Source organism: Acidovorax sacchari (assembly GCF_042847045.1).
GTDB classification, from domain to species: Bacteria; Pseudomonadota; Gammaproteobacteria; order Burkholderiales; family Burkholderiaceae_C; genus Paracidovorax; species Paracidovorax sacchari.
Map to the genome: position 1 here is coordinate 1,776,804 of NZ_AP035783.1, position 23,756 is coordinate 1,800,559.

Here is a 23,756-nt window from a genome sequence, read left to right on the forward strand (position 1 = left end):
CGATTCGATCATGTCAAGTTACAACGCTCCTTTTGAAATCCATGTCCACGGCCAGGTGCAGATGCGTGCCGACACCACGTTCGAGCAGCTGCAGGACGCGCTGAAGCCGCTCTGGAAGTACGCGGGCGCCCGTTCGCTGGCCGACGGGGCGGCCAGCGCCTACGAGGAAGAGCCCGGCATCGAGTTCGATGCCAAGGAGCACGTGCTGAACATCTGCTGGACGGTGCACGGCGACGAGGATTTCCGCCAGTCGCTCGACGAGATGTGCATGAGCCTCAACGAGCTGTCCGAGCAGGGGGCGGCCCTCGAGGTCACCTTCTACGACACCGAGTTCGACGAGGACGAGGAAGACGACGGCACCGAGGCGCGCGATGATTTCGTCATGCTCTTCGTGGGGCCGACGCCCGCGGCCATCATGCAGGTGCAGCGCGACCTGCTGGTGCAGGACGTGGTCCACATGATGGAGCGCCATTTCGACGGTGCCGAGCTGGGCGGCGTGGTGGCCGAGATCGACAAGCTGTTCTCGCAGCGCTTCGACGCCTTGGTGAATTCGCTGGAGATCGGCAAGCCTCCTCGCGGGTCTGGCGGCCCCGGCGGTGGGGGGCACGGCGGCGGCGGCCGCAGGCCCCGGCATCTGCACTGATCGCGCGGCCTTCCCGTTTCGCGCCTGCCATTGCCGCCCCGGCGGGGGCCGCGTCCTCCGTGCCGCGGCGGTCCTCCGGGGCGTGATTTCCGCATGCCCGCTACCTCCCTTCCTCCCCGCCATCCCATGCCCTACCTGCAGGGCTATCCCGAGGCACTGCGCGCACAGGTGGCCGCGCTGGCGGATGCCTCGGAACTGGGAAGCGTGCTGCTGCGCAGGTATCCGCGTCCCCATGCGGTGCGCGACGACAAATCCCTCTACCGCTATGCGGCCGACCTCCGGGCGCGCCACCTGCGCCATGCGGCGCCGGTCAACAAGGTGGTGTTCGACAGCAAGATCCACGTCATGCGCCATGCCCTGGGCCTGCACACGGCCTCGTCGCGGGTGCAGGGCGGCCGGCTGGCGGCCCGCCACGAGATCCGCGTGGCGTCCATGTTCAAGCAGGTGCCGGACGAGTTCCTGCGCATGATCGTCGTGCACGAGCTGGCTCACCTGCGCGAGCGGGACCACGGCAAGGCCTTCTACCAGCTGTGCATGTCCATGGAGCCGCAATACCACCAGTACGAGTTCGACACCCGCGTGTACCTGACCTACCTGGAAGGGGGAGGCGAACCGCTCTGGCAGGATTGATCCCGGCGCGGCAAGGCCTGCGGCCCATCGCTGCGCCGAGCTCAGCCCGCCGGGCGCGGAAGCCCTGCGATCAGTTTGTCCAGCGTGACGGGATAGTCCCGCACGCGCACGCCGGTCGCGTTGTAGATGGCGTTGGCGATGGCCGCGCTCACGCCGCAGATGCCCAGCTCGCCCACGCCCTTGGCCTTCATGGGAGATGCGCGGGGATCGGGCTCGTCCAGGAACACCACCTCCTGGTGCGGGATGTCGGCATGCACCGGCACCTCGTAGCCGGCCAGGTCGTGGTTGACGAAGAAGCCCAGGCGCGTGTCCACCGCGAGTTCCTCCATCAGCGCGCCGCCCACGCCCATGGTCATGGCGCCGATCACCTGGCTGCGCGCCAAGAGGGGGTTGAGGATGCGGCCCGCCGCGCACACCGCCAGCATGCGGCGCACGCGCACCTCGGCAGTGAACGCATCCACGGCGACCTCGACGAAATGGGCGCCGAAGGTGGACTGCTGGGTTTCCTTCTCCAGCACGCCGAATTCGATGCCGTCCTCGGCCACCAGTTCGCCATCGCGGGCGGCATCGGCCAGCGCCAGGCTGCGGCCTCCAGCCGATACCTGCCCGTCGGCGAACCGGGCATCGGCCGGGTCCAGGCCCAGCTTCCGCGCGACGGCCTCGCGCAGCTTCACGCAGGCGGCATAGACGCCCGAGGTGGAACTGGCCGCCCCCCACTGGCCACCCGAGCCGGCCGAGACGGGAAAGTCGGAATCGCCCAGCCGCACCGCCACGCGCGAGAGCGGCACGCCCATCATTTCAGCGGCGGTCTGCGCGATGATGGTGTAGCTGCCGGTACCGATGTCGGTCATGTCGGTTTCCACCAGCAGGCGGCCCTGTCCGTCCAGCCGCACGCGGGCGGCGGATTTCATGACGGGCGCGCCGCGGTAGGCCGCGGCCACCCCCAGCCCCACCCACCAGGCGCCCTCGCGGCGCCGTGCCGGAAGCGGATTGCGCGCGCTCCAGCCGAAGCGTTCGGCGCCCAGGCGCAGGCACTCCACCAACTGGCGCTGGGAGAAGGGCTTTTCAGGGCGCTTGCCGTCTTGCTTGTCACCGCCCTTTTCCCCGGTGGTGTCAGGCACGACCTGCGTGTCGTTGCGGATGCGCAGTTCCACCGGATCCATGCCCAGCTTCTCGGCCAGTTCGTCCATCGCGATTTCGAGCGCCATGTGGCCGGTGGTCTCGCCCGGCGCGCGCATGGCGTTGGCTTCGGGCAGGTGCAGTTCGGCCAGGCGCGTGGCGGTCATGCGGTTCGCACCTGCGTAGAGCCTGCGGGTCTGATCGACGGCGCCGTCGGCCTGGCCGCCGGGCAGGTCGCCCGACCAGCACTCGTGGCCGATCGCGAGGATCCTGCCTTCCGCGTCCGTGCCGATGCGCACGCGCTGGATGGTGGCCGGCCGGTGCGTGGTGTTGTTCATCATCAGCGGGCGCTGCAGCGCCACCTTGACCGGCCGCTTCGCCGCGCGTGCACCGAGCGCCGCCAGCAGCGCGTCGGCCCGCAGGAAGAGCTTGCCGCCGAAGCCGCCGCCGATGAAGGGCGACACCAGCCGCACCTTGTCCTTCGGGATGCCGAGAGTCTTCGCGAGTTCGCCCTGGCCCCAGGCGATCATCTGGTTCGACGTCCACACGGTGAGCTCGTCGCCCTTCCAGGCGGCAATGGTGGCATGCGGCTCCATCATGGCGTGCGACTGGTCGGGCGTGGTGTAGGTGGCATCGATCTGCACGGGGGCGGCGGCGAAGGAGCCCGCGAAGTCGCCCACTGCCGTGTCGGGCGCGTCGCCGTTGATGTCCTTGGGCCGGGTGGCCGAGTCCCTGGCGGCAGCCAGGTCGTAGCGGCCGGGTCGGCGGTCGTACTCCACGCGCACCAGCTGTGCGGCGGCGCGGGCCTGCTCGAAGGTGCCGGCCACCACCAGCGCCACGGCCTGGTGGTAGTGATCGACCTGCGGGCCGGCCAGCAGCGGCGCGGTGTTCATCTTTCCCTGGCCCAGCTTGCCGGCCGACTGCGCCGTCACGATGGCCAGCACGCCGGGCGCATGCCGGGCGTGCTCCAGGTCGATGTGGCGGATGGTGCCACGCGCGATGGCCGATCCCACGACGAAGCCGTAGGCCGCGTCGGGTACGACGTCGTGCCGTTCATAGGCATAGGGCGCGGTGCCGGTGGTCTTGAGCAGGCCGTCGATGCGGTTCACGGGCCGGCCCACGACCTTGAGCTGGTCGATGGGGTTGGTGGCGGCGGGGGTGTCGAACTTCATGGTGGTCAGCTCCGGGCCTGGGAAAGGGCGGCGGCCAGCGTGCGCTCGGCCAGCGGCAGCTTGAAAGCGTTCTCCTGCGTGGGGCGCGCGCCGGCCAGCAGCTGGCTGGCCACGGCCTGCGCGCCCTGTGGCATGGCGGCTTCCGCCGCCTCGACGCGCCAGGGCTTGTGCGCCACCCCGCCCAGTGCCACGCGGCCCGTGCCATCGCGCTGCACGATGGCAGCGACCGATACCAGCGCGAAGGCGTAGGAAGCCCGGTCGCGCACCTTGCGGTAGATGTGCGTGCCTCCCACGGGCGCGGGCAGCGTCACCGTGGTGATGAGCTCGCCCGGCTGCAGGGTGGTCTCGATGTGCGGGGTGTTGCCCGGCAGCCGGTGGAAGTCGGCGATGGGGATGACGCGGGTCGCGCCGTCGGCACGCACGGTTTCCACCGTGGCATCGAGCACGCGCAGCGCCACGGCCATGTCGCTCGGGTGGGTGGCGATGCAGTCGTCGCTGCCGCCGATCACCGCGAGCTGGCGGCTGAAACCGCCGATGGCCGAGCAGCCGCTGCCCGGCTGGCGCTTGTTGCAGGGCATGTGGGTGTCGTAGAAGTAGGGGCAGCGCGTGCGCTGCAGCAGGTTGCCGCCCGTGGTGGCCATGTTGCGCAGCTGGCCCGATGCGCCCGCCACCAGGGCGCGCGTGAGCACGCCGTAGTCGCGCCGCACGCGCGGATGGGCGGCCAGGTCGCTGTTGCGCACCAGTGCGCCGATGCGCAGCCCGCCCTGCGGCGTGGGCTCCACCGTGTCCAGGCCGATGCCGTTGACGTCCACCAGGTGGGCCGGCGCCTCGATCTGCAGCTTCATCAGGTCCAGCAGGTTGGTGCCACCGGCGATGAATTTGGCGCCCGGCCGGGCGGCGATGGCGGCGGCGGCCTGCGCGGGCGAGGCCGCGCGTTCATAGCTGAAGGGCTTCATGGCCGGGCCTCCGCGACTTCGGTGATCGCATCCACGATGTTGGAATAGGCGCCGCAGCGGCAGAGGTTGCCGCTCATGCGCTCGCGCAGTTCCTCGGCCGACAGCATGGGCCGGGCCACGATGTCGGCGCTGGCATGGCTGGGTGCACCGCTGCGCAACTCGTCGATGGCGCCCACGGCCGAGCAGATCTGCCCGGGCGTGCAGTAGCCGCACTGGTAGCCGTCGTGCTTGACGAACGCTGCCTGCAGCGGATGCGGCGCGGCGGGCGTTCCCAGGCCTTCGATGGTGGTCACGTTCGCGCCCGGGTGCATGACCGCCAGGCTCAGGCACGACACCACGCGCCGGCCGTCCACCAGCACCGTGCAGGCCCCGCACTGGCCATGGTCGCAGCCCTTCTTGGTGCCCGTCAGGCGCAGGTGCTCGCGCAGCGCGTCCAGCAGGGTGGTGCGGGTATCGAGGTCGAGCTCATGCGCCACGCCGTTGACGCTGAGGCGGACGGCGGCATGGACCGGCGCCGGGGCCGCCTCCGGAGGAGTCGCCGCGGAGGCCGGCATGGCGGATGCCGCCGCCGATGAAGCGCTGGCGATCAATAGATCGCGCCGCGAGAGGGGGAGCTGGGCATTGTGTTCCATCGTGGTTCCGTGGGGTGCTGCCGCAAGGCCGGGAAAGCGCTGCGTGCGTGTGGCACGCGCGAATTCCACAGCCTCGTACAGTCCCCGGCCACGCCGTGTAGGCCGTGCGCTGAAACCGCCGTGGGTTCTTGATTCAGGCCGCCTCCCGGGGCACCTCCACCATGGCGCACGCCGAGGCGGGCAATTGCAGCCAGCGGTGTGCGGCCGCCTGCAGCAGGGGCAGGGCACCGGTCGTGAAGAGACTCGCCGTGGCCGTGGCCGTGGCCGTGGCCGGCCCGTCGGCTGCCGTCAGGGTTCCGGCCGCCTCGAGCAGCCGGCGTGTCTGGCGCGCCACGGGCTCACCCGTTTCCACCAGGCGTACCTGCGGGCCGGTGTGCGTGCGCAGCGCATCCTCGGCGAAGATGTAATGGGTACAGCCGAGCACGAGCGTGTCGATCTCGCCGGGGGCGGTGCCGAACCGGCCGAGCGCTGCGGTGTACCGGGCGCAGAGCGCGCGGATCTCGGCGGTGGCCGGGTCGTCGGGGTGGGTGTCGGCCGTGCTGCGCTCGATGGCATGGGCCAGGCCGTCGCAGGGCTGCACCACGAATTCGACGGCGCCCTGCAGCGAGGCCTGCAGGCGCTGGAACTTGGCGCTCGCCAGCGTCCCGCGCGTTCCGATCACGCCCACGCGGCCGGTGCGCGTGAGCGCCAGCGCGGGCTTGAGTGCCGGCTCCACGCCCACCAGCGGCAGGCCGGGATGCCGGGCACGCACCTCGTGGATGGCGGCCGCGGTCGCGGTGTTGCACGCCACCACCAGTGCCTTGATGCCATGCGTTCGCTGCAAATGCCCGGCGATGGCGTGGGTTCGTTCCGCCACGTAGGCATCGCCGCGTTCGCCGTAGGGCGCATGCGCGCTGTCGGCCAGGTAGACGAAGCGCTCGTGCGGCAGCTCGGCACGCAGCGCGCGCAGCACGCTCAGGCCGCCGACGCCGCTGTCGAACACGCCGATGGGGCGCTGCGTGGCGGCCGGCACGTCAGGCGGCCACGAGGCCGATCGACTTGAACTCGCCCGTGGCGATGCGCTTTTGCCATTCGGCCGGACCCGTGATGTGGGCGCTGGTGCCGCCGGCATCGACGGCCACGGTCACGGGCATGTCCACCACGTCGAATTCGTAGATGGCTTCCATGCCCAGGTCGGCGAAGCCGACGACCTTGGCCTGCTTGATGGCCTTGCTGACCAGGTAGGCGGCGCCGCCCACGGCCATCAGGTAGGCGCTCTTGTGGTTCTTGATGGCCTCGATGGCGACCGGGCCGCGCTCGGACTTGCCGACCATGGCGATGAGGCCGGTCTGGGCCAGCATCATGTCGGTGAACTTGTCCATGCGGGTGGCGGTGGTCGGGCCGGCGGGGCCGACGACCTCGTCGCGCACCGGATCGACCGGGCCGACGTAGTAGATCACGCGGTTGGTGAAGTCCACGGGCAGGGGTTCGCCCCTGGCCAGCATGTCCTGGATGCGCTTGTGCGCAGCGTCGCGGCCGGTGAGCATCTTGCCGTTGAGCAGCAGGGTGTCGCCGGGCTTCCAGCTGGCGACTTCTTCCCTGGTGAGCTGGTTCAGATCGACGCGCCGGGACTTGTTGTAGTCAGGCGCCCAGTCGATCTTCGGCCACAGGTCCAGCGACGGGGCCTCCAGGTACACCGGGCCAGAGCCGTCCAGTACGAAGTGGGCATGGCGCGTGGCGGCGCAGTTGGGGATCATGGCCACGGGCTTGGAGGCCGCGTGCGTGGGGTACATCTTGATCTTGATGTCCAGCACGGTGGTGAGGCCGCCGAGGCCCTGCGCGCCGATGCCCAGGGCGTTGACCTTCTCGAACAGCTCCAGGCGCAGTTCCTCCACCTGGTCGAGCTTCTCGCCGCGCGCGGCCTTGGCCTGCAGCTCGTACATGTTCAGGTCGTCCATCAGGCTTTCCTTGGCCAGCAGGACGGCCTTCTCGGCCGTGCCGCCGATGCCGATGCCCAGCATGCCCGGGGGGCACCAGCCGGCGCCCATGGTGGGCACGGTCTTGAGCACCCAGTCCACCAGGTTGTCGCTGGGGTTCATCATGACCATCTTGGACTTGTTCTCGCTGCCGCCGCCCTTGGCCGCGACGGTGATGTCCACCGTGTTGCCGGGCACGATCTGCGTGAAGATCACGGCCGGGGTGTTGTCCTTCGTGTTCTTGCGCAGGAACTGCGGATCGGCCACCACGCTCGCGCGCAGCGTGTTGTCGGGATGGTTGTAGCCGCGGCGCACGCCTTCGTTGACGGCGTCCTCCAGGCCCTGGCCGGCCGGGAAGCCTTCCCAGCGCACGTCCATGCCGATCTTCAGGAACACGTTCACGATGCCGGTGTCCTGGCAGATGGGGCGCTGGCCGGTGGCGCTCATCTTGCTGTTGGTGAGGATCTGCGCCATCGCGTCCCTGGCCGCCGGGCTCTGCTCGCGCTCGTAGGCGCGGGCCAGGTGGGCGATGAAGTCGGCGGGGTGGTAGTAGCTGATGTACTGCAGGGACGCGGCGACGGATTCCACGAGGTCGTGGTACCGGATGGTGGTGCTCATGGTGGGGATGCGTTGTAGGTAGGACTGACGGCCGTGATTATCGCGCCGCGCCCCGGCAAGCGCTTGCCGGCCGTGGAACCTCAGGCCGGTGCGTCCACTGCGGGGTCGAGCGCCTGCAGGTCGATGATGGACGGGCTGAAATCCGCCGCGCCCTCGGGCTTGTCGCCCACGGCCCATGCGAGCAGGGTATCGGCCGGCATGGGCCGGGCGAAGTAGAAGCCCTGCAGTTCGTCGCAGTGCATGGCTGCCAGGATGTCGCGCTGGCCTGCCGTTTCCACGCCTTCGGCCACCACGCGCAGGCCGAGGGCGTGCGCCAGCCGCACCACGGCGTCCACCACGGCGCGGGCGTCTTCCTGCTCCTCCAGGTCGCGCACGAAGCTGCGGTCGATCTTGAGCTGGCGTGCCGGCAGGCTGCGCAGGTAGTGCAGGCTGGAGTAGCCGGTGCCGAAGTCGTCGATGGACAGGTACACGCCGATGCGTCCCAGCTCCTCGATGGCCCGCTGTGTGGCACGCGTGTCCTCCATCGCCACCGATTCGGTGATCTCGCACAGCAGGTGCGAGGCCGGTACGCCATGCCGCTGCAGGGCCTCCCGGATGCGGTCGGCGAGCCCGCTTTCGCGCAACTGGTAGGCCGAGAGGTTGATGGCCACGCGCATGCGCAGCCCGTCCCAGGTCCAGGCGGCCATCTGCCGGCAGGCCTCCTCGATCACCCAGTTGCCGAGCTGCGCGATCAGGCCGAAACGCTCGGCCACCGGGATGAACTCCACCGGGCTGACGTTGCCCCGCTCCGGGTGACGCCAGCGCAGCAGGGCTTCCACGCCGTTGATGCGGCCGCGCCGGGCATCGATCTTGGGCTGGTAGTGCAGCGACAGTTCCCCGCGGGATATCGCCTGCCGCAGGTCGTGCTGGAGCGACAGCTGGGCCGTGGCGTCGGAATCCATGTGCGACTCGAACATCGCATAGCTGTTGCCGCCGGCCCGCTTGGCGGCATACATGGCGGCGTCGGCGTTCGCGACAAGCTTGTCGCGCTCGCCGTGGTCCGGGTATACGACGATGCCGATGGAGCAGGCGATCTGCACGGTCTTGCCGGCCACCTCGAACGGCTGGCCGAGGGAGTTGAGCAGCCGGTGCGCCACCGCGAGGCAGTCGGCCGGGCCGTTCACGTTTTCCAGCAGGAGCAGAAACTCGTCGCCGCCCACGCGGGCCACGGTATCGCTTTCGCGTGCCTGCAGCCGCAGGCGTTCGGCGGCGCTGCGCAGGATGGCGTCCCCCGCCGCATGGCCGAAGGAGTCGTTGATGGGCTTGAAGCCGTCCAGGTCCACGAACATCACGCCCAGGCGCTGGCCTGCATCGCGGCGCCGCAGGCGGTCCAGGCGCAGCAGGGCGTGGGACAGCCGGTCCTCGAACAGCAGCCGGTTCGGCAGCAGGGTGAGGGGGTCCGCGAAGGCCTGCTTCTGCAGCTGGGCATTGGCTTCGGTGAGGCGGGCGTTGCTCTCCTGCAGGGAGGCGTTGAGCTGCCGCGCGGTGCTCTGCATGCGCGCGTCCAGCACGGAGGTGAACAGCGTGCTCAGCAGGAGCATGCCGGACGACAGCACCACCATGGCCGTGAGGCCGGGCCCGCCCAGGCCGTCGGCGCTCAGGCAGATCGAGCCTTCGGGGAACGACGCGGCAGCCATGCCGGTGTAATGCATGCCGCAGATGGCGATGCCCATGACCAGCGCCGCGGCCGCCTGGTACCACGCCCTGCGCCGGTCCTGCCGGATGTGGATCAGCCACTGGAAAATGTACAGCGCGGTGGCCGACGCGAAAAAGGCCACCGCGACCGACAGCGCGACCAGCACCGGGTCCCACACGATGTCGATGGACATCTTCATGGCTTCCATGCCGATGTAGTGCATGCCGCTGATGCCCGTGCCCATGAAGGCCGCGCCGACGATGATCTGCCACCGGCCGAACCGCTGCAGGCTGGCCAGTCCCAGCGCCAGGGCCGAAGCCAGCACCGCGGCGAGCCAGGACAGCAGCGTGAGGCCGCCGGAAAAGCCCAGTGCGACGGGCAGCTGGAAGGCCTGCATTCCCAGGAAGTGCATGGACCAGATGCCCGTGCCCATCACCACCGAGCCCGCGGCCCACCAGATCACGCCGGTGTGCCTCTGCGATGCATGCACCCGGCGCGCGAGGTCCAGCGTGACGTAGCTGGCCAGCACCGCGATGGCGAACGAGGCCGCCACCACCAGCGGGTCGTAACGCGACGGCATGAAGGCGGTGACGGCGAAGCTGGAAAGGGCGGACATGGTGGGGCGGGCCGCAGCATGCAGTGCGGTCCATTATTGTATCGATTGGTTACAGACCTTGTCCGCCAGCGGGGCTTGGCCGGACGGGCGGGGATGAGAATCGTTCCGTTGATTTATGCTGCGACACGAGGCTTCCTCGCCAGCGTGTTCCCGAAGAGAACGCGCCAGCCGTTGCCGGGGTGCACCCCACACAGCGTGGCTGCACCGGTCTTTACACCTTCCATCCAGCGGAAATCCATCCATGTCCACCCGTACGGAACGCGATACCTTTGGCCCCATCGAAGTCCCGGCCCACCGGCTCTGGGGCGCGCAGACGCAGCGCTCGCTGCAGAACTTCGACATCTCCGGCGAGCGCCAGCCGCGCGAGATCATCCATGCCCTGGCCCTGGTCAAGCGTGCCTCCGCCAGCGTGAACCATGCCCTGGGCCTGCAGGATGCGAAGAAGACCGAGGCCATCATCGCCGCGGCCGACGAGGTCACCGCCGGCCGGCATCCGGACGAGTTCCCGCTCGTGGTCTGGCAGACCGGCTCCGGCACGCAGACCAACATGAACATGAACGAGGTGCTGGCCAACCGCGCGAGCGAAATCCTCGGCGGCGAGCGCGGCGAGGGCCGGGCGGTCCACCCCAACGACGACGTGAACCGCAGCCAGTCCAGCAATGACGTGTTCCCCACGGCCATGCACGTGGCGGCCGTGGAGGCGCTCACCCACCGCCTGCTGCCCGCCATCGCGAAGCTGCGCGCCACCCTGGAGAAGAAGGCGGCCGAGTTCGACGGCATCGTGAAGATCGGGCGCACGCACCTGCAGGATGCGACCCCCCTCACGCTCGGCCAGGAAATTTCCGGCTGGGTGGCCCAGCTGGCGCATGGCGAAAGGCACGTGCGCGATGCGCTGCCCCACCTCTGCGAACTGGCGCTGGGCGGCACCGCCGTGGGCACGGGGCTGAATGCGCCCAAGGGCTACGCCGAGGGCGTGGCGAAGGAGCTGGCCCGGCTGACGGGGCTGCCCTTCGTCACCTCGCCCAACAAGTTCGAGTCGCTCGCGTCATGCGATGCGCTGGTGCATGCCCATGGTGCGCTCAAGACGCTGGCCGCCAGCATGATGAAGATCGCCAACGACGTGCGCTGGCTGGCCAGCGGCCCGCGCAGCGGCATCGGCGAGATCACGATCCCCGAGAACGAGCCGGGCTCCTCGATCATGCCGGGCAAGGTGAACCCCACGCAGAGCGAGGCCGTCACCATGCTGGCGGCGCAGGTCTTCGGCAACGACGTGGCCATCAACATCGGCGGTGCCTCCGGCAATTTCGAGCTGAACGTGTTCCGTCCGATGGTGGCCCACAACTTCCTGCAGAGCGTGCGCCTGCTCGCCGACGGCATGGTGAGCTTCAACGACCACTGCGCCGTGGGCATCGAGCCCAACCGCGAGCGCATCGGCGAACTGGTGGAGCGCTCCCTGATGCTGGTGACCGCGCTGAACACCCACATCGGCTACGACAAGGCGGCCTTCATCGCCAAGAAGGCCCACAAGGAAGGTACCTCGCTGCGCGAGGCGGCCGTGGCGTCGGGCCACGTGACGGGCGAGCAGTTCGACCAGTGGGTGGTGCCCGGCAACATGGTGGGCCGCTGACGCGGCAGCCGCTCAGGCCGCCGCCTTGCGGCGCGTGCGCCGCGCCGGGGCGGCAGGCCGGGCGCGGCTTTTCCTGTCGGCGCGTGCGCGGGCCCGGGCCGTGTCCTGCAGGAAGGCCATCAGCCGGCGCTCCACGGCGCTGAGGCCCCGGGCGCCGGCGGCGCGCTCGCCGATGCGCTCCCACACCGCCTGCATGCCGGGCCCCGCGTCCGATGCGAGCCGCGTGCCGAGTTCCAGCACGGCGGGGTGGATGTAGGACTTCCTGCAGACCGCCGGCGTGTTGCCCAGCTGGCGCGCCACTTCGGCCAGGATGTGCTTGGCCGTCGCGACCGGGGCGCCCTCGGGCTGGGTGCAGGCGATGCGCGTGAGCTCCAGGGCCTGCGCCGTGCCGTGCCAGGTCCGGAAATCCTTGGCGGTGAAGCGCATGCCGCCCCCCGGCGCGCTGTCGTCCGTGCCCGCGATCTCGTGGAGATAGTCGTTCACGTCGCCCGAGCCCACGGTGTGCCGCGTGCCGTCGTCGTCCTCGTACTGGAACAGCTCCTGCCCCGGCAGCTGCTGGCAACGGCGCACCACGCGGGCCACGCGCGGGTCGTCCACGGTCGCCTGCTGCTCCACGCCGCTCTTGCCGCGGAAGCGCAGGGTCAGCGTGCTGCCGCGCACACCCGCGTGCCGGTTGCGCAGCGTGGTCAGGCCGTAGGAGCGGTTGGCGGCCGCGTATTCCTCGTTGCCCACGCGCAGGAAGGTGGTGTCCAGGAGCCGGACGATGGTGGCCAGCACCACCGCGCGCGAGAGCGCGGGCTGGCCGCGCCGGGGCTGGAGGTCTCGCGCCACCCGGGCGCGGATGCGGGGCAGGGCCCTGCCGAAGGCCTGCATGCGTTCGAACTTGGCCTCGTCGCGCTGCTGGCGCCACTCGGGGTGATAGCGGTACTGCCGGCGTCCGCGCGCATCCAGACCGGTGGCCTGCAGGTGGCCTTCGGGCAGCGGGCAGATCCAGACATTCGTATAGGCCGGGGGAATCGCCAGCTTGCGGATGCGGGCGATCTCCTCCTCGTCCGTTACCCACTGCCCGTCGGGCGTGCGGAATTTGAAGTGCTTGCCGCGCAGCACCCGGGTGAGTCCCGGCAGGGTGTCGGGGTGGACGTAACGCAGGCCGCCGGGCAGGCGCTCCGGCGGGGCGGGGCGGGGCCCGGCGTCGCGGGAGCGGGCGGTGCGGTCGGCTGGAAGGTACATGGACGGGCCTGTGTGCGGATCTGGAGCCATCACACACGGTTTCGCTCCGCGGCGCTGTAGGAAGCGCCAGGGCCCGCCGGTGGGAAATCAGCGCGATGCGCGGGCCGTCACTCCGTGGGCGGCTCCAGCGAGAAGCCCACGCCGTACACCGACCGGATCCACTCGTGGTCGCTGCCGTCGGCGGCGCGCAGCTTGCGGCGCAGGTTCTTGATGTGGCTGTCGATCGCGCGCTCGTTCACATCGAGCGTGTCGTCGTACGCCATGTCGAGCAGCTGGGCACGCGAGAAGATCCGGCCACTGTGGCTCGCCAGGGCCTGCAGCAGGCGGAATTCGCGCGGCGTGAGCGAAACGGGGGTGCCACGCAGGTGCACCTGCCAGAACGCCTCGTCGAGCAACAGGGGCGCGTCAGGCGCGGCCGGCGAGGGGTACGCGGTGCTGCGGCGCAGCACCGTGCGCACCCGCGCGACGACCTCGCGGGGCGAAAAAGGCTTGCAGATGTAGTCGTCTGCGCCCAGTTCCAGCCCGATGAGCCGGTCCACCTCTTCCACCCGCGCCGTGAGCATGATGATGGGGCGGTCGGTGCGCCGGCGCGCCTGCCGGAGCACTTCCAGCCCATCCATGCCGGGCAGCATGATGTCGAGCAGGGTAAGGTCCGGCGGCGTGGGCCCGGTAAGGCGGGCGATCGCTGCATGGCCGTCGGCCACGTGTTCGGCCTCGAAGCCGGAATGCCGAAGGTAGTCCAGGACGACATCCGCGATGTCGGGCTCGTCCTCGACCACCAGAATGCGTTGGGGGTCATCGGTCATGGATGGGTGTCTCCAGCAAGGGCAGGGTGAGAAGAATGCGCAGGCCGCCCAGCGGCGAGGCCTCGGCCGTGATCCGTCCGCCGTGCGCCTGCACGATGGCCCGGCAGATGGCCAGCCCGAGGCCGGAGCCGCCGGTATCGCCCGCGGCACGGGTGCGGGAGGCTTCGGCACGGTAGAGCCGGTCGAATACGCGCGGCAGCTCGGGGGCGGGAACGCCGGGGGCCGTATCGTCCCATTGCAGCACGAGCCAGGCACCGTCGCCCGCCTGGCGTTCGGTGCGTGCGGCGATGCAGAGCCGGCCGCCCGTTTCGGTGTAGCGCAGGCTGTTTTCCAGCAGGTTGAGGTACACGCGGTGCAACTGCGCCGGGTCGCCGCGCACCACCGGCGGTGGATGGCTGCCCGCGAAGGCGTCCACGGCCGATGTGTCCAGGGCGATGCCGGCATTGTCGAAGCGTGCCTGCATCGAGGCGACGGCCTCCGACAGCAGCGGCAGCGGCTGTACGGGCTCCGGGGCGGAAGGCGTGGCGTCGCCTGCCGCGTCGAGGCTCGCGCGCAGGTCGCCCACCAGCTGGATCAGCCGCATCACCTGGCGGTGCAGGCGCAGCGCCGTCCTGTCGTCGAAGGTGCGCACGCCGTCCTGCACGGCCTCGATCTCCGCGCGCATGGCCGCCAGGGGCGTGCGGAGTTCGTGTGCAACGTCGCCGATCCACTGGCGGCGGGAGGCCTCCAGGTTCGCGAGCTGCTCCGCCATGTCGTTGAAGGTGGAGGCGAGCCGGGCCAGTTCGTCGTCGCCCTGCACCGGCACGCGCGTGTCCAGCCGGCCGCCAGCCACCCGGCGTGCCCCGTGGACCAGTGCGCCGATGGGGGCCAGCCAGCGCCGCGCCAGCCACCAGGACAGCCAGAGCGCGAGGACCAGGCCGGCCGCGCCCGTCCAGGCGACGAACACCAGTTGCTGGCGCAGGAAAGCCTGGTCCGCCTCGGTTTCCATGTCGAGCGGCGGCAGCAGCACGAGCTGGCCGATGGCTTCCCCGCGGGGGCCGCGCAGCACGCGCCGGGCCGTGCCGGGCACCGGCTGCACGCCGGCGACCAGCTGGCGGTCGCCGTCGATCAGCCCCAGGCGGACCGACAGCGCGTGCTGGTTGGGATCGGGGGGCGGCGGGCTGGCGTTGTCCGAAGTCGTCCCGGCGGGGGGCGGCGGGCTGCCGTCGCTGAATGCATAGGCATCCACGTCGCACGTCGCGGGTGGGGTTCGCGCGCCCTGTCGCGCCGCGGCGGCACCCGGGTCGCCGGGCCTGGCAGGCGGGACGGGCTTCGCGGGACCGAAGGTCGCACGGGGCAGCGCATCGCCGGGCTTGTGCATCTGGCGCCACAGCTCGGGCTGCGTGCGCAGGGTCTGCCAGCCCCCGTGCAGCACATAGACGCGTTCCAGCCGCCCCGCGAGCCAGTCCAGCCGGCCGAGTTCGATCTCCGCGATGTAGGGCCCCAGTCCCCGCTGCAGGCCCAGGCGGGAGAAACCCACGAACAATGCCAGCAGAACGGCCAGCAGGATGCTGAGCGCGAGGAAGGCTTTGCTTTGCAGCGTGAGGCGGGGCATCGGCGATCGGCAGGGGGCTCGGTATCGGTTCAACGGGCGGGCGGCGGGCCTCCGGCGCCCGGCGGGCCTCCGGCCGGCATGGCCACGAGGGTGCCATTCATTGTGCGGCATGTGCCCTGCAGTTTCCTGCCGTCGGGCATGGCCAGCGTGACCGAAGCGCCTTCGGTCTGGTCCTTGCAGGCCGTGTAGGCTTCTGGCGGGGGAGATGGTGGTTCGCGTCCGTCGTGCGGAGGCTGCTGCGCTGCGGCGGGTCCGGCGGACAGGAAGGCCGCGAGGGCCGTGGCTGCCCAGGGGAGGGGGCGTGCCAGGCGGAAAGTCGCTGGTGTGGTGGTGGTCATGGTGTGGCGGCAGGTGCCGGAGGAGGAGCGCGGCGAGCGCGCGGGAGCCGCAGGGCTTTGGCCCCGCGGGCGAAAGGCTCAGGCCGCGATGGAAATCGCGGCGGTGGCGGTGTAGCCACCGCTGCCATCGCTGGCCATCGTGGTCATCTGCAATTCGGTACCGTCGCTGAAGACGTTGTCCGTGGCGAAGCTCATGGCCGCCAGGTTCCGCACGCTGGCGCTGTAGCCGGAGTGGGCTGCATAGATGGCGCCGAGGGTGTCGGTCGGAAAGGCGAGCTGCGTGGTCTTGACGCTTTGGGAGGCAGTGGTCGCGAGGGCCAGGCTGGGATAGATCTCCAGGTGCATGTGGGGCATGCGGCCCGCGTAGCATCCGGGCACCACCGTGGAGAAGGTCACCGTGCCGCCGGCATCCGTTACCTGCACACCCCGCAGGTAGTTCGCTGCGATGCTGCGCTCGGTGTAGACCGAGTAGTTGCCCTCCTGGGAGCAGTGCCACAGGTACACCGCGTAGCCCGCCAGCGCGGCGCAGCCCGAGCGCGTGCCGGTGAGGGTGATGGAGATCGACAGCGGAACGCCATCCACGTTGCCGGTGGCTCCGATGCTCTTGCGGATGTCCTCGCGCACGATGCCGCTCAGGGCCAGCACGTTGTAGTTCGCATTGCTGGCACTGGAGCCGTCCGCGGGGTAGGGGCCCGCCGTTTCTTCGGGCACGACGGAACAGGTTTGCGGCGTGCCAGTGTCCGACCCGCCCGATGTATCCGTCCCCCCGCCGGAGCCCGTGGTGCCGGAGCTGCCGTCCGATCCTCCGCCGCACCCCAGCAGGCCGGCGAGCCCCAGGGTTCCGAACGTTCCCAGGGTCCCGAGGGCGATGCGCCGCCGGGCGATCGCGGCGCCCGTGGGGACCGCGCCATAAGGTGCCAGGGGTTGTGTCATGGTTTTCCTCCTTCGTTGTGGAACGGCCCGCACTTTGCGCGCGAATCCGGGAGGAAAAATGGCATCCGGACCGCATGCCACGGCCCGGCGCTGGCGGAGACTCCCCCGGTCAGTGCCCCTCTGCCATGGCCTGCGCGATCCAGCCGTCGAACGTCTTCTGGTGCGCCCGGATCCAGCCATCCACATGGCGTTCGATGTCGGCCTGCCGGTTCTGGCCCTGCTGCATGGCGAGGTTCTGCGCGTTGATGTCGGCCACCGGCAGCTGCATCACTTCGAAGAGCTTCGCGGCTGCCGGGTTCTTCTCGGTGAAGGCCTTGTTCGCCACGATCTTCTGCACGTTCGGCACGAAGCCGTAGTTCTTGCCGTCCGGCAGCTTCGTGTCGATGCCGGCCTGCTCGCCCGGAAGCGAGGAACGCGGCACCTGCAGCCACACCACGTCCCGGCCGGGGCGCAGCACGCCGCTCACCCAGTAGGGCGTCCAGGTGTAGTAGAGGATGGGCTTGCCCTGCTTGTAGCGCGCGATGGTGTCGGCCATCAGCGCCGCGTAGCTGCCCTGCACGTGCGTGACCGTGCCCGACAGGCCGAAATCCTTGAGCTGGTGCTCGATGACCGCCTCGCAGCCCCAGCCCGGATTGCAGCCCGTGAGGTCGGCGCGCCCGTCGCCGTTGGCGTCGAACAGCTTCGCGAGCTTCGGGTCCTTGAGCTGGTCGATGTGGGTGATCTTGTACTGCTCCGCGGTCTTGCGGTCGATCAGGTAGCCCTGGACCGCGTTGGGCGAATACGCGCCCTTGCGCCAGAGCTTCGCGTCGCCGCCGGCATTTTTGTAGAAGTCGGCATGCAGGGGGTCCCAGTGGTCGGCAATGAAGGTGGCGTCGCCGTTGGCGACCGCGAGATGGGCCGTGGCGTACTCGATCTCCTTGATGGGCTGCACCTCGTAGCCGAGCTTCTGCAGCGCACGGGACACCAGCAGCGTCTGGAAGGTTTCCTCGGCATTGGAACTTTGCAGCGGCTGCACGGGGATGCCCTTGCCGGGCAGGGACTGCGCGCCGGCGGGCAGCGCCGCGGCCAGCGTCAGGGCGACGGCGCAGGCAGCGGCGCGGGCCAAGGCCGGCACGCCTGCCGGAGTGGAAAAGGAGCGGTGGAAGGTGATCTGCATGGGTGAATGGGTTCCTGGATGGTGTGTGTCAGCGGGCGGCCCCTGCCAGTGCGGGCTCGTCCGCGGCAGACAGGGCGGGAGCGGGTTGCGCGCCGCCGCCGCGGGGGGCTTGCCCGCGCGCCGGCCGGAGCGCGGTGAAGGCGGCCACCGCCAGGCCTGCGGGGCCGGTCTGCCACCAGTGGCGCGCGCCGCGCCGGGGCTGTCCCATCGCCTGCGTGAGGCGGTCCAGCGTGATCGCGAGCAGCACGATGCCCAGGCCGCCCACGGTGGCCAGGCCCATGTCCAGCCGGCCGATGCCGCGCAGCACCATCTGGCCCAGGCCGCCGACGGCGATCATCGAGGCGATCACCACCATCGAGAGCGACAGCATCAGGGCCTGGTTGATACCGGCCATGATCGACGGCATGGCCAGCGGCAGCTGCACTTTCCAGAGCATCTGCAGCGGCGAGGCGCCGTAGGCGCGGGCGGCTTCCACCAGGTCGGGGCGCACCTGCCGCAGGCCCAGGTTGGTCAGGCGCACCAGCGGCGGCAGCGCGAACACGATGGTCACCACCACGCCCGGCACGTTGCCGATGCCGAAGAGCATCACCACCGGCACGAGGTACACGAAGGCCGGGGTGGTCTGCATGGCATCGAGCGCCGGGCGCAGCAGGCGCTGTGCCCGGTCGCTGCTGGCCAGCAGGATGCCCAGGGGCAGGCCCAGCACGAGGCAGAACGCCAGCGAGGTGAGCACGAGCGACAGCGTCACCATCGCCTCCTGCCAGATGCCCAGCATCGCCACCAGCAGCAGCGATACCACCGCGCCCAGGGCGAGCGCGCGGCCCGCGAACTGCCATGCCAGCAGGCCCACGACGGCGACCATGCCCAGCGTCGGCAGTCCCGTGAGCACCGACTGCACGCCGGCGAGGGTGGCGTCCACGGGCGCGCGCACGGCCTGGAATGCGGGCCGGAAGTGTTCCACCGTCCAGGTCAGGCCCTGGTTGATCCAGTGTTCCACCGGAAGCGATCCGTCCCAGAACTGGGACAGGTGCAGGCCGCCGGCGGCCTGCGACGGATCGCCCGCGCCGCCCAGGGCGTCGTGGGGCAGCGTGGCGCCGCTGGCGGACGCATCCGGTGCGGCGTTCAGCCAGTCCGCGCTGCCGGCATCGGGCCCGGTGGCCGAAGAAGCGGCCCAGGGGTCTGCCGCGGGTGCGGCCGGGGGCGTGGCAGTGGCAGGGTCCGCCTGCGCGCCCAACGGAGCCACGGCGGCGGGGCCGTCGCCTGCTGCCGCCCAGGGGTTGGTGTCGGGCGCGGGGGCGGGATGGACCTGGGCCAACTGGGTGGCCTGGAGGGCGTCGGTACCCGTGGAATTGGAAGAAGGAAGCGTCGGGGTGGCGTTCATGCGTGGCTCCTTGCGGGTTCGGATGCGGCGGGGCTGTTCGCCTGCGCGAGGGACGGAACCGTCGGCGGCACGGGGGGGGTATCGCGGTCCAGGAAGCGCAGCAGCGTGGTCTTGCTGACCACGCCCCGGAAACGGCCGTCGGGATCCACCACCGGCAGGGCGCAGGGGGCCTGCGCGACCTGGCCGAACAGGTCGGCCACGGGGGCATCGGCCGGGATCGTGCCCACCTCGGGGATGAAGGCATGCTGCAGCCCCAGCGGACCCGAGTGGCCCTGCAGTGCGGCCCGCAGCGAATCGGCGGACACCGTGCCCAGGTACCGCTGCGCGGGCGTGACCACGTAGGCGAAGTTGTCGTCATGCCCTTCGATGAGCTGCAGCGCGGGGCGGCAGCCCCGGTCGGTATGCTCGCGCACCACGGTCAGCCGTTTGCGCGCGATGTCGCTCGCCTTGAATACCGCGGCCGCATCCACGCCGCGCACGAAATTGCGCACGTAATCGTTGGCCGGATTGCGCAGGATCTCGTCGGGTGTGCCGACCTGTACCACGTGGCCGTCCTTCATGATGGCGATGCGGTCGCCGATGCGCATGGCCTCGTCGAGATCGTGGGAGATGAAGACGATGGTGCGGCGGCGGATCTGCTGCAGCCGCAGCAACTCGCTCTGCATCTCGGTGCGGATGATGGGATCAAGCGCCGAGAACGCCTCGTCCATCAGCAGGATGGACGGATCGGATGCCAGCGCGCGGGCCAGCCCCACGCGCTGCTGCATGCCGCCGGAGAGCTCGTCCGGATAGCTCTGGGCCCAGGCGGCGAGACCCACCTGTTCCAGCGCGGCGGCGGCCTGCTGCTCCCGCTCCGCCCGGGCCACGCCCGCCAGCTCCAGGCCGAACGCGGTGTTGTCGAGCACCGTCATGTGGGGCATCAGGGCGAACGACTGAAACACCATGCTGATGTCCTTGCGGCGCAGCGCCCGCAGGGCGCGGTCCGGCAGCACGTTGATGTCGGAGCCTTCGACCAGGATGCGGCCGGCGGTGGGCTCGATGAGGCGGTTGAGCATGCGCACCAGCGTCGATTTGCCGGAGCCCGACAGGCCCATGACGACGAAGATCTCGCCGGCCTCGATGGTGAAGGTGGCGTCGAAGACGCCGATGGATTGGCCGGTGCGCTCCAGGATCTCCTGCTTGCTGCAGCCCTGGCGCACGAGTTCGAGCGCGGTATCGGGCGCGTCGCCGAATACCTTGAACACATGGTCGATGGTGATTTGCTTGGCCACGTCGTGGGTCCTCCCTCGGTCGGAACGGGTTGAACGAACACGCCCGGCGGCGATCCTGGGCGCAGGAAAGCCTTCCGGGCACGGGGCCGGTCGATCGGCTGCAACCTGATGCGGCGGCCCCGCGCGGCGCTGCGAAAAAAGCATGCGCCGGCGTTGCCGGAAAGAAGGTGGGCTGGTGGCCCGGGTTTGGCCCGCATGGCACGCAGGACGGTGCGCAAGGGCGAGGGGCGCGCGGCGGAGAGGTCGGGGCTGCGAGGACTCCGCCGGTGCCCCGTGGGGCATCAGGGCCGGGAACCGGCCGTGGCGCCGGCGGACCGCAGGCGAGGCCGCGGCGGTGCCGACTCAATGATCCGGCGCCCGCTGCCCTCCGAAATGGGAGGAGAGGACCGGATTACCTGCACTGCAGGTGGTAAAACACCCACAAAGTGTAAGCATTCGGTGTTTTTGAGTCAAAACACCGGGTTTTACGGATGTGTTATGCGCGGGCGCGGACGTGCCGCCCCGCGCGCCGCCCGCACGGCGGGTTTCAGTGCTTCTCGTGCGAGACGTGCAGCAGCCGGTCCGTGTAGGCGATGGCGATCGCGCTGGCCAGGAAGGCCACATGGATGATGGTCTGCCACATCAGCACCTTGGTGTCGTAGTTGGCCGCGTTGATGAAGGTCTTGAGCAGGTGGATCGAGCTGATGCCGATGATGGACAGCCCCAGCTTCACCTTCAGCACCGAGGCGTTGACATGGCCCAGCCATTCGGGCTGGTCGGGATGGGTGTGCAGGTTGAGCCGGCTCACGAAGGTCTCGTAGCCGCCCACGATGACCATGATGAGCAGGTTCGAGATCATCACCACGTCGATGAGCGCCAGCACCACCAGCATGATCACGGTCTCGTTGAGCGCGACGACCTCCACGCCCGGCTTGTAGCCGATGCTCGTCACCAGCGCCTGCAGCGCCGGCTGGTGGCCGAAGGCGGCCTCCACCAGATGCCAGAGCTCCACCAGGAAGTGCCAGACGTACACCCCCTGGGCGACGATGAGCCCCAGGTACAGGGGCAGCTGCAGCCACCGGCTCGCGAAGATGAGCGAGGCGAGCGGGCTCAGGGCAGGGCCCTGCGGGCGCGGGGCGGAGTCTTTGGGGAAGGCCATATCGGTGGGGAAAAGGGTGGTGAAAACCGGGCAGCGGGAGGGTCGCGGCGGGATTCTAGGGCCTGCCGTCGAGCCGGCGGTGCGTGGGGCTGCTGCCCTGCAGGAGCGGGCGGGAGCGCCGGCCGCACTGCCGCGCCGGGAGTAGCATGTGGGCCGTGCCGGTGGCGGGCTGCCGCCGCATGCGGGCATGCGTCAGTGGCCTGTAAGTGGGCCCCCTGAAAGTACCGGCGAAAACCTCTTCCAACGACTCCCAGGAGACACAAGCAAATGAGTGCGTCATCGTCCACGATCGAATCCGTGTTGGTGGAAAACCGCGTCTTCCCCCCGCCCGCCGCCTGCGAGAAGGGGGCGCGCGTCTCCGGCATGGCCGGCTACGAGGCCCTGTGCGCCGAGGCCGAGCGTGATTTCGAAGGCTTCTGGGCGCGCCTGGCCCGCGAGAACGTGCAGTGGACCAGGCCCTTCACCCGCACGCTCGACGAGTCCAACGCCCCGTTCTTCCAGTGGTTCGCCGACGGCGAACTGAACGCCAGCGCCAACTGCCTGGACCGCCACATCGGCACGCCGGTCGAGAACAAGACCGCGATCATTTTCGAGGCCGATGACGGCGCCGTGACGAAGGTCACCTACAGGGAGCTGCTGGAGCGCGTGGGCCGCTTCGCCAACGCGCTCAAGGCCGAGGGCGTGAAGAAGGGCGACCGCGTGCTCATCTACATGCCGATGACCATCGAGGGCGTGGTCGCCATGCAGGCCTGTGCGCGCATCGGCGCCACGCACAGCGTGGTGTTCGGCGGCTTCTCGGCCAAGGCGCTGCAGGAGCGCATCATCGACGCGGGCGCGGTGGCCGTGGTCACCGCCAACTACCAGATGCGCGGCGGCAAGGAGCTGCCGCTCAAGGCCATCGTCGATGAAGGCATTGCCATGGGCGGCTGCGAATCGATCCGCAGCATCCTCGTCTTCCAGCGCACGGCCACGGCCTGTAACATGGTGGCGGGCCGCGACAAGACCTTCGATGAAGCGCTGGCCGGCCAGAGTGCCGAGTGCGCCCCCGTGCCCGTGGGGGCGGAGCACCCGCTCTTCATCCTCTACACCAGCGGTTCCACCGGCAAGCCCAAGGGCGTGCAGCACTCCACCGGCGGCTACCTGCTGTGGGCCAGGCTCACGATGGACTGGACTTTCGACCTCAAGCCGGAGGACGTTTTCTGGTGCACGGCCGACATCGGCTGGATCACCGGCCACACCTACGTGGCCTATGGCCCGCTGGCCGCCGGCGCCACGCAGGTGGTGTTCGAGGGCGTGCCCACCTACCCGAATGCCGGCCGCTTCTGGCAGATGATCGAGCGCCACAAGGTCTCGATCTTCTACACCGCGCCCACGGCCATCCGCTCGCTCATCAAGGCGGCCGAGGCCGACCAGGCGGTGCACCCGTCCAGCTCGGACTTGTCCAGCCTGCGCATCCTGGGCAGCGTGGGCGAGCCCATCAACCCCGAAGCCTGGATGTGGTACCACAAGAACGTGGGCGGCGAGCGCTGCCCCATCGTGGATACCTTCTGGCAGACCGAGACCGGCGGCCACGTCATCACCCCGCTGCCGGGCGCCACGCCGCTGGTGCCGGGTTCCTGCACGCTGCCGCTGCCCGGCATCACTGCCGCCATCGTCGATGAGTCCGGCAATGACATTCCCAACGGCACGGGCGGGATCCTGGTCATCAAGCGCCCATGGCCCAGCATGATCCGCACGATCTGGAACGACCCGGAGCGCTTCAAGAAAAGCTACTTCCCCGAAGAGCTCAAGGGCTACTACCTGGCAGGCGACGGCGCGGTGCGCTCGGCCGACCGCGGCTACTTCCGCATCACCGGCCGCATCGACGACGTGCTGAACGTCTCGGGCCACCGTATGGGCACGATGGAGATCGAATCGGCCCTGGTCGCCAAGACCGACCTGGTGGCCGAGGCCGCCGTGGTGGGGCGCCCCGACGACCTGACCGGCGAGGCCATCTGCGCCTTCGTGGTGCTCAAGCGCCCGCGCCCCACGGGCGACGAGGCCAGGGCCATCGCCAAGGAACTGCGCGACTGGGTGGCCAGGGAGATCGGCCCGATCGCCAAGCCGAAGGACATCCGCTTCGGCGACAACCTGCCCAAGACCCGCAGCGGCAAGATCATGCGCCGCCTGCTGCGCTCCATCGCCAAGGGCGAGGCGATCACGCAGGACACCAGCACGCTGGAGAATCCCGCCATCCTGGATCAGCTGGCCCAGGCCAACTGATCCG

19 protein-coding genes are annotated in these 23,756 nt (G+C 70.0%); 4 read left to right on the plus strand and 15 right to left on the minus strand.

From position 1 onward, the window contains the following. Nucleotides 1–10: 10 nt before the first annotated feature. Together ACGHC0_RS07995 and ACGHC0_RS08000 are read left to right on the plus strand one after the other, a co-directional pair. Nucleotides 11–643: a DUF6806 family protein gene (locus tag ACGHC0_RS07995; RefSeq protein ID WP_026434464.1), complete on the plus strand. Its 633-nt coding sequence runs from the start codon at nucleotides 11–13 to the stop codon at nucleotides 641–643. A gap of 126 nt (nucleotides 644–769) precedes the next feature. Beyond that, nucleotides 770–1,273 (plus strand): M48 family metallopeptidase, encoded by a 504-nt coding sequence (locus tag ACGHC0_RS08000; RefSeq protein WP_415267878.1) that lies wholly within the window; start codon nucleotides 770–772, stop codon nucleotides 1,271–1,273. Between the two features lie 41 nt (nucleotides 1,274–1,314). Here ACGHC0_RS08000 and paoC read toward each other — a convergent pair whose 3' ends face one another. From paoC to ACGHC0_RS08030, 6 genes are all read right to left on the minus strand, one after another. After that, nucleotides 1,315–3,564, minus strand: coding sequence for an aldehyde oxidoreductase molybdenum-binding subunit PaoC (paoC, locus tag ACGHC0_RS08005; RefSeq protein WP_415267879.1), 2,250 nt, complete (start codon nucleotides 3,562–3,564; stop codon nucleotides 1,315–1,317). A 5-nt stretch (nucleotides 3,565–3,569) separates the two neighbouring features. After that, nucleotides 3,570–4,520, minus strand: coding sequence for an FAD binding domain-containing protein (locus ACGHC0_RS08010; protein WP_415267880.1), 951 nt, complete (start codon nucleotides 4,518–4,520; stop codon nucleotides 3,570–3,572). Further along, nucleotides 4,517–5,152, minus strand: coding sequence for an aldehyde dehydrogenase iron-sulfur subunit PaoA (paoA, locus tag ACGHC0_RS08015; RefSeq protein ID WP_415267881.1), 636 nt, complete (start codon nucleotides 5,150–5,152; stop codon nucleotides 4,517–4,519). The genes ACGHC0_RS08010 and paoA overlap by 4 nt, the downstream gene beginning before the upstream one ends. A 133-nt stretch (nucleotides 5,153–5,285) precedes the next feature. Beyond that, nucleotides 5,286–6,164, minus strand: coding sequence for a glutamate racemase (gene murI / locus ACGHC0_RS08020; protein ID WP_368354721.1), 879 nt, complete (start codon nucleotides 6,162–6,164; stop codon nucleotides 5,286–5,288). A 1-nt stretch (nucleotide 6,165) separates the two neighbouring features. After that, a complete protein-coding gene (locus ACGHC0_RS08025) occupies nucleotides 6,166–7,725 on the minus strand; it encodes a fumarate hydratase (protein ID WP_368354722.1) in 1,560 nt (519 codons plus the stop codon). 80 nt (nucleotides 7,726–7,805) lie between these two features. After that, on the minus strand, nucleotides 7,806–10,016 hold the full coding sequence (locus ACGHC0_RS08030) for a putative bifunctional diguanylate cyclase/phosphodiesterase (RefSeq protein WP_368354723.1): 2,211 nt from the start codon (nucleotides 10,014–10,016) through the stop codon (nucleotides 7,806–7,808). A gap of 241 nt (nucleotides 10,017–10,257) precedes the next feature. Between ACGHC0_RS08030 and fumC the strand changes: the two genes are divergently transcribed. Further along, nucleotides 10,258–11,643 (plus strand): class II fumarate hydratase, encoded by a 1,386-nt coding sequence (gene fumC / locus ACGHC0_RS08035; protein WP_368354724.1) that lies wholly within the window; start codon nucleotides 10,258–10,260, stop codon nucleotides 11,641–11,643. A gap of 12 nt (nucleotides 11,644–11,655) precedes the next feature. Here the strand turns inward: fumC and ACGHC0_RS08040 are convergent, their stop codons facing one another. The 9 genes from ACGHC0_RS08040 to ACGHC0_RS08080 form a co-directional block, all read right to left on the minus strand. Then, nucleotides 11,656–12,873 carry a DNA topoisomerase IB gene (locus ACGHC0_RS08040; RefSeq protein WP_415267882.1) on the minus strand — a complete coding sequence of 406 codons (1,218 nt, stop codon included), beginning with the start codon at nucleotides 12,871–12,873 and terminating at the stop codon, nucleotides 11,656–11,658. A 107-nt stretch (nucleotides 12,874–12,980) separates the two neighbouring features. Further along, nucleotides 12,981–13,679, minus strand: coding sequence for a response regulator (locus ACGHC0_RS08045; RefSeq protein WP_415267883.1), 699 nt, complete (start codon nucleotides 13,677–13,679; stop codon nucleotides 12,981–12,983). Beyond that, entirely contained in the window at nucleotides 13,669–15,273 is a 1,605-nt protein-coding gene (locus ACGHC0_RS08050) for an ATP-binding protein (protein WP_415267884.1), read from the minus strand. The genes ACGHC0_RS08045 and ACGHC0_RS08050 overlap by 11 nt, the downstream gene beginning before the upstream one ends. 29 nt (nucleotides 15,274–15,302) lie before the next feature. Further along, nucleotides 15,303–15,611, minus strand: a complete 309-nt coding sequence (locus tag ACGHC0_RS08055; protein ID WP_415267885.1) for a hypothetical protein — start codon at nucleotides 15,609–15,611, stop codon at nucleotides 15,303–15,305. 78 nt (nucleotides 15,612–15,689) lie between these two features. Next, nucleotides 15,690–16,544, minus strand: coding sequence for an intradiol ring-cleavage dioxygenase (locus ACGHC0_RS08060; RefSeq protein WP_415267886.1), 855 nt, complete (start codon nucleotides 16,542–16,544; stop codon nucleotides 15,690–15,692). Between the two features lie 109 nt (nucleotides 16,545–16,653). Beyond that, entirely contained in the window at nucleotides 16,654–17,700 is a 1,047-nt protein-coding gene (proX, locus tag ACGHC0_RS08065) for a glycine betaine/L-proline ABC transporter substrate-binding protein ProX (RefSeq protein WP_415267887.1), read from the minus strand. A 28-nt stretch (nucleotides 17,701–17,728) separates the two neighbouring features. Further along, complete coding sequence (gene proW, locus ACGHC0_RS08070) at nucleotides 17,729–19,081, minus strand: glycine betaine/L-proline ABC transporter permease ProW (protein WP_415267888.1); 1,353 nt, start codon at nucleotides 19,079–19,081, stop codon at nucleotides 17,729–17,731. Further along, nucleotides 19,078–20,352, minus strand: a complete 1,275-nt coding sequence (gene proV / locus ACGHC0_RS08075) for a glycine betaine/L-proline ABC transporter ATP-binding protein ProV (protein ID WP_415267889.1) — start codon at nucleotides 20,350–20,352, stop codon at nucleotides 19,078–19,080. The genes proW and proV overlap by 4 nt, the downstream gene beginning before the upstream one ends. A gap of 526 nt (nucleotides 20,353–20,878) precedes the next feature. Continuing rightward, the gene (locus ACGHC0_RS08080) at nucleotides 20,879–21,490 is read right to left on the minus strand and encodes a TIGR00645 family protein (RefSeq protein ID WP_208944185.1); all 612 of its coding nucleotides are present in this window, start codon (nucleotides 21,488–21,490) and stop codon (nucleotides 20,879–20,881) included. A gap of 267 nt (nucleotides 21,491–21,757) precedes the next feature. Between ACGHC0_RS08080 and acs the strand changes: the two genes are divergently transcribed. Beyond that, complete coding sequence (gene acs, locus ACGHC0_RS08085) at nucleotides 21,758–23,752, plus strand: acetate--CoA ligase (protein ID WP_415267890.1); 1,995 nt, start codon at nucleotides 21,758–21,760, stop codon at nucleotides 23,750–23,752. The last annotated feature ends 4 nt before the right edge of the window (nucleotides 23,753–23,756 follow it).

What these genes read in the sequence shown, in the direction of transcription:
- ACGHC0_RS08050 (WP_415267884.1), bottom strand. Translation starts at nt 15,273, where the DNA reads ATGCCCCGCCTCACGCTGCAAAGCAAAGCCTTCCTCGCGCTCAGCATC.
- ACGHC0_RS08000 (WP_415267878.1), top strand. Translation starts at nt 770, where the DNA reads ATGCCCTACCTGCAGGGCTATCCCGAGGCACTGCGCGCACAGGTGGCC.
- paoC (WP_415267879.1), bottom strand. Translation starts at nt 3,564, where the DNA reads ATGAAGTTCGACACCCCCGCCGCCACCAACCCCATCGACCAGCTCAAG.
- proX (WP_415267887.1), bottom strand. Translation starts at nt 17,700, where the DNA reads ATGCAGATCACCTTCCACCGCTCCTTTTCCACTCCGGCAGGCGTGCCG.
- ACGHC0_RS08055 (WP_415267885.1), bottom strand. Translation starts at nt 15,611, where the DNA reads ATGACCACCACCACACCAGCGACTTTCCGCCTGGCACGCCCCCTCCCC.
- ACGHC0_RS08010 (WP_415267880.1), bottom strand. Translation starts at nt 4,520, where the DNA reads ATGAAGCCCTTCAGCTATGAACGCGCGGCCTCGCCCGCGCAGGCCGCC.
- fumC (WP_368354724.1), top strand. Translation starts at nt 10,258, where the DNA reads ATGTCCACCCGTACGGAACGCGATACCTTTGGCCCCATCGAAGTCCCG.
- ACGHC0_RS08060 (WP_415267886.1), bottom strand. Translation starts at nt 16,544, where the DNA reads ATGACACAACCCCTGGCACCTTATGGCGCGGTCCCCACGGGCGCCGCG.
- ACGHC0_RS08025 (WP_368354722.1), bottom strand. Translation starts at nt 7,725, where the DNA reads ATGAGCACCACCATCCGGTACCACGACCTCGTGGAATCCGTCGCCGCG.
- paoA (WP_415267881.1), bottom strand. Translation starts at nt 5,152, where the DNA reads ATGGAACACAATGCCCAGCTCCCCCTCTCGCGGCGCGATCTATTGATC.
- proW (WP_415267888.1), bottom strand. Translation starts at nt 19,081, where the DNA reads ATGAACGCCACCCCGACGCTTCCTTCTTCCAATTCCACGGGTACCGAC.
- ACGHC0_RS08030 (WP_368354723.1), bottom strand. Translation starts at nt 10,016, where the DNA reads ATGTCCGCCCTTTCCAGCTTCGCCGTCACCGCCTTCATGCCGTCGCGT.
- acs (WP_415267890.1), top strand. Translation starts at nt 21,758, where the DNA reads ATGAGTGCGTCATCGTCCACGATCGAATCCGTGTTGGTGGAAAACCGC.
- ACGHC0_RS08080 (WP_208944185.1), bottom strand. Translation starts at nt 21,490, where the DNA reads ATGGCCTTCCCCAAAGACTCCGCCCCGCGCCCGCAGGGCCCTGCCCTG.
- ACGHC0_RS08045 (WP_415267883.1), bottom strand. Translation starts at nt 13,679, where the DNA reads ATGACCGATGACCCCCAACGCATTCTGGTGGTCGAGGACGAGCCCGAC.
- ACGHC0_RS07995 (WP_026434464.1), top strand. Translation starts at nt 11, where the DNA reads ATGTCAAGTTACAACGCTCCTTTTGAAATCCATGTCCACGGCCAGGTG.
- ACGHC0_RS08040 (WP_415267882.1), bottom strand. Translation starts at nt 12,873, where the DNA reads ATGTACCTTCCAGCCGACCGCACCGCCCGCTCCCGCGACGCCGGGCCC.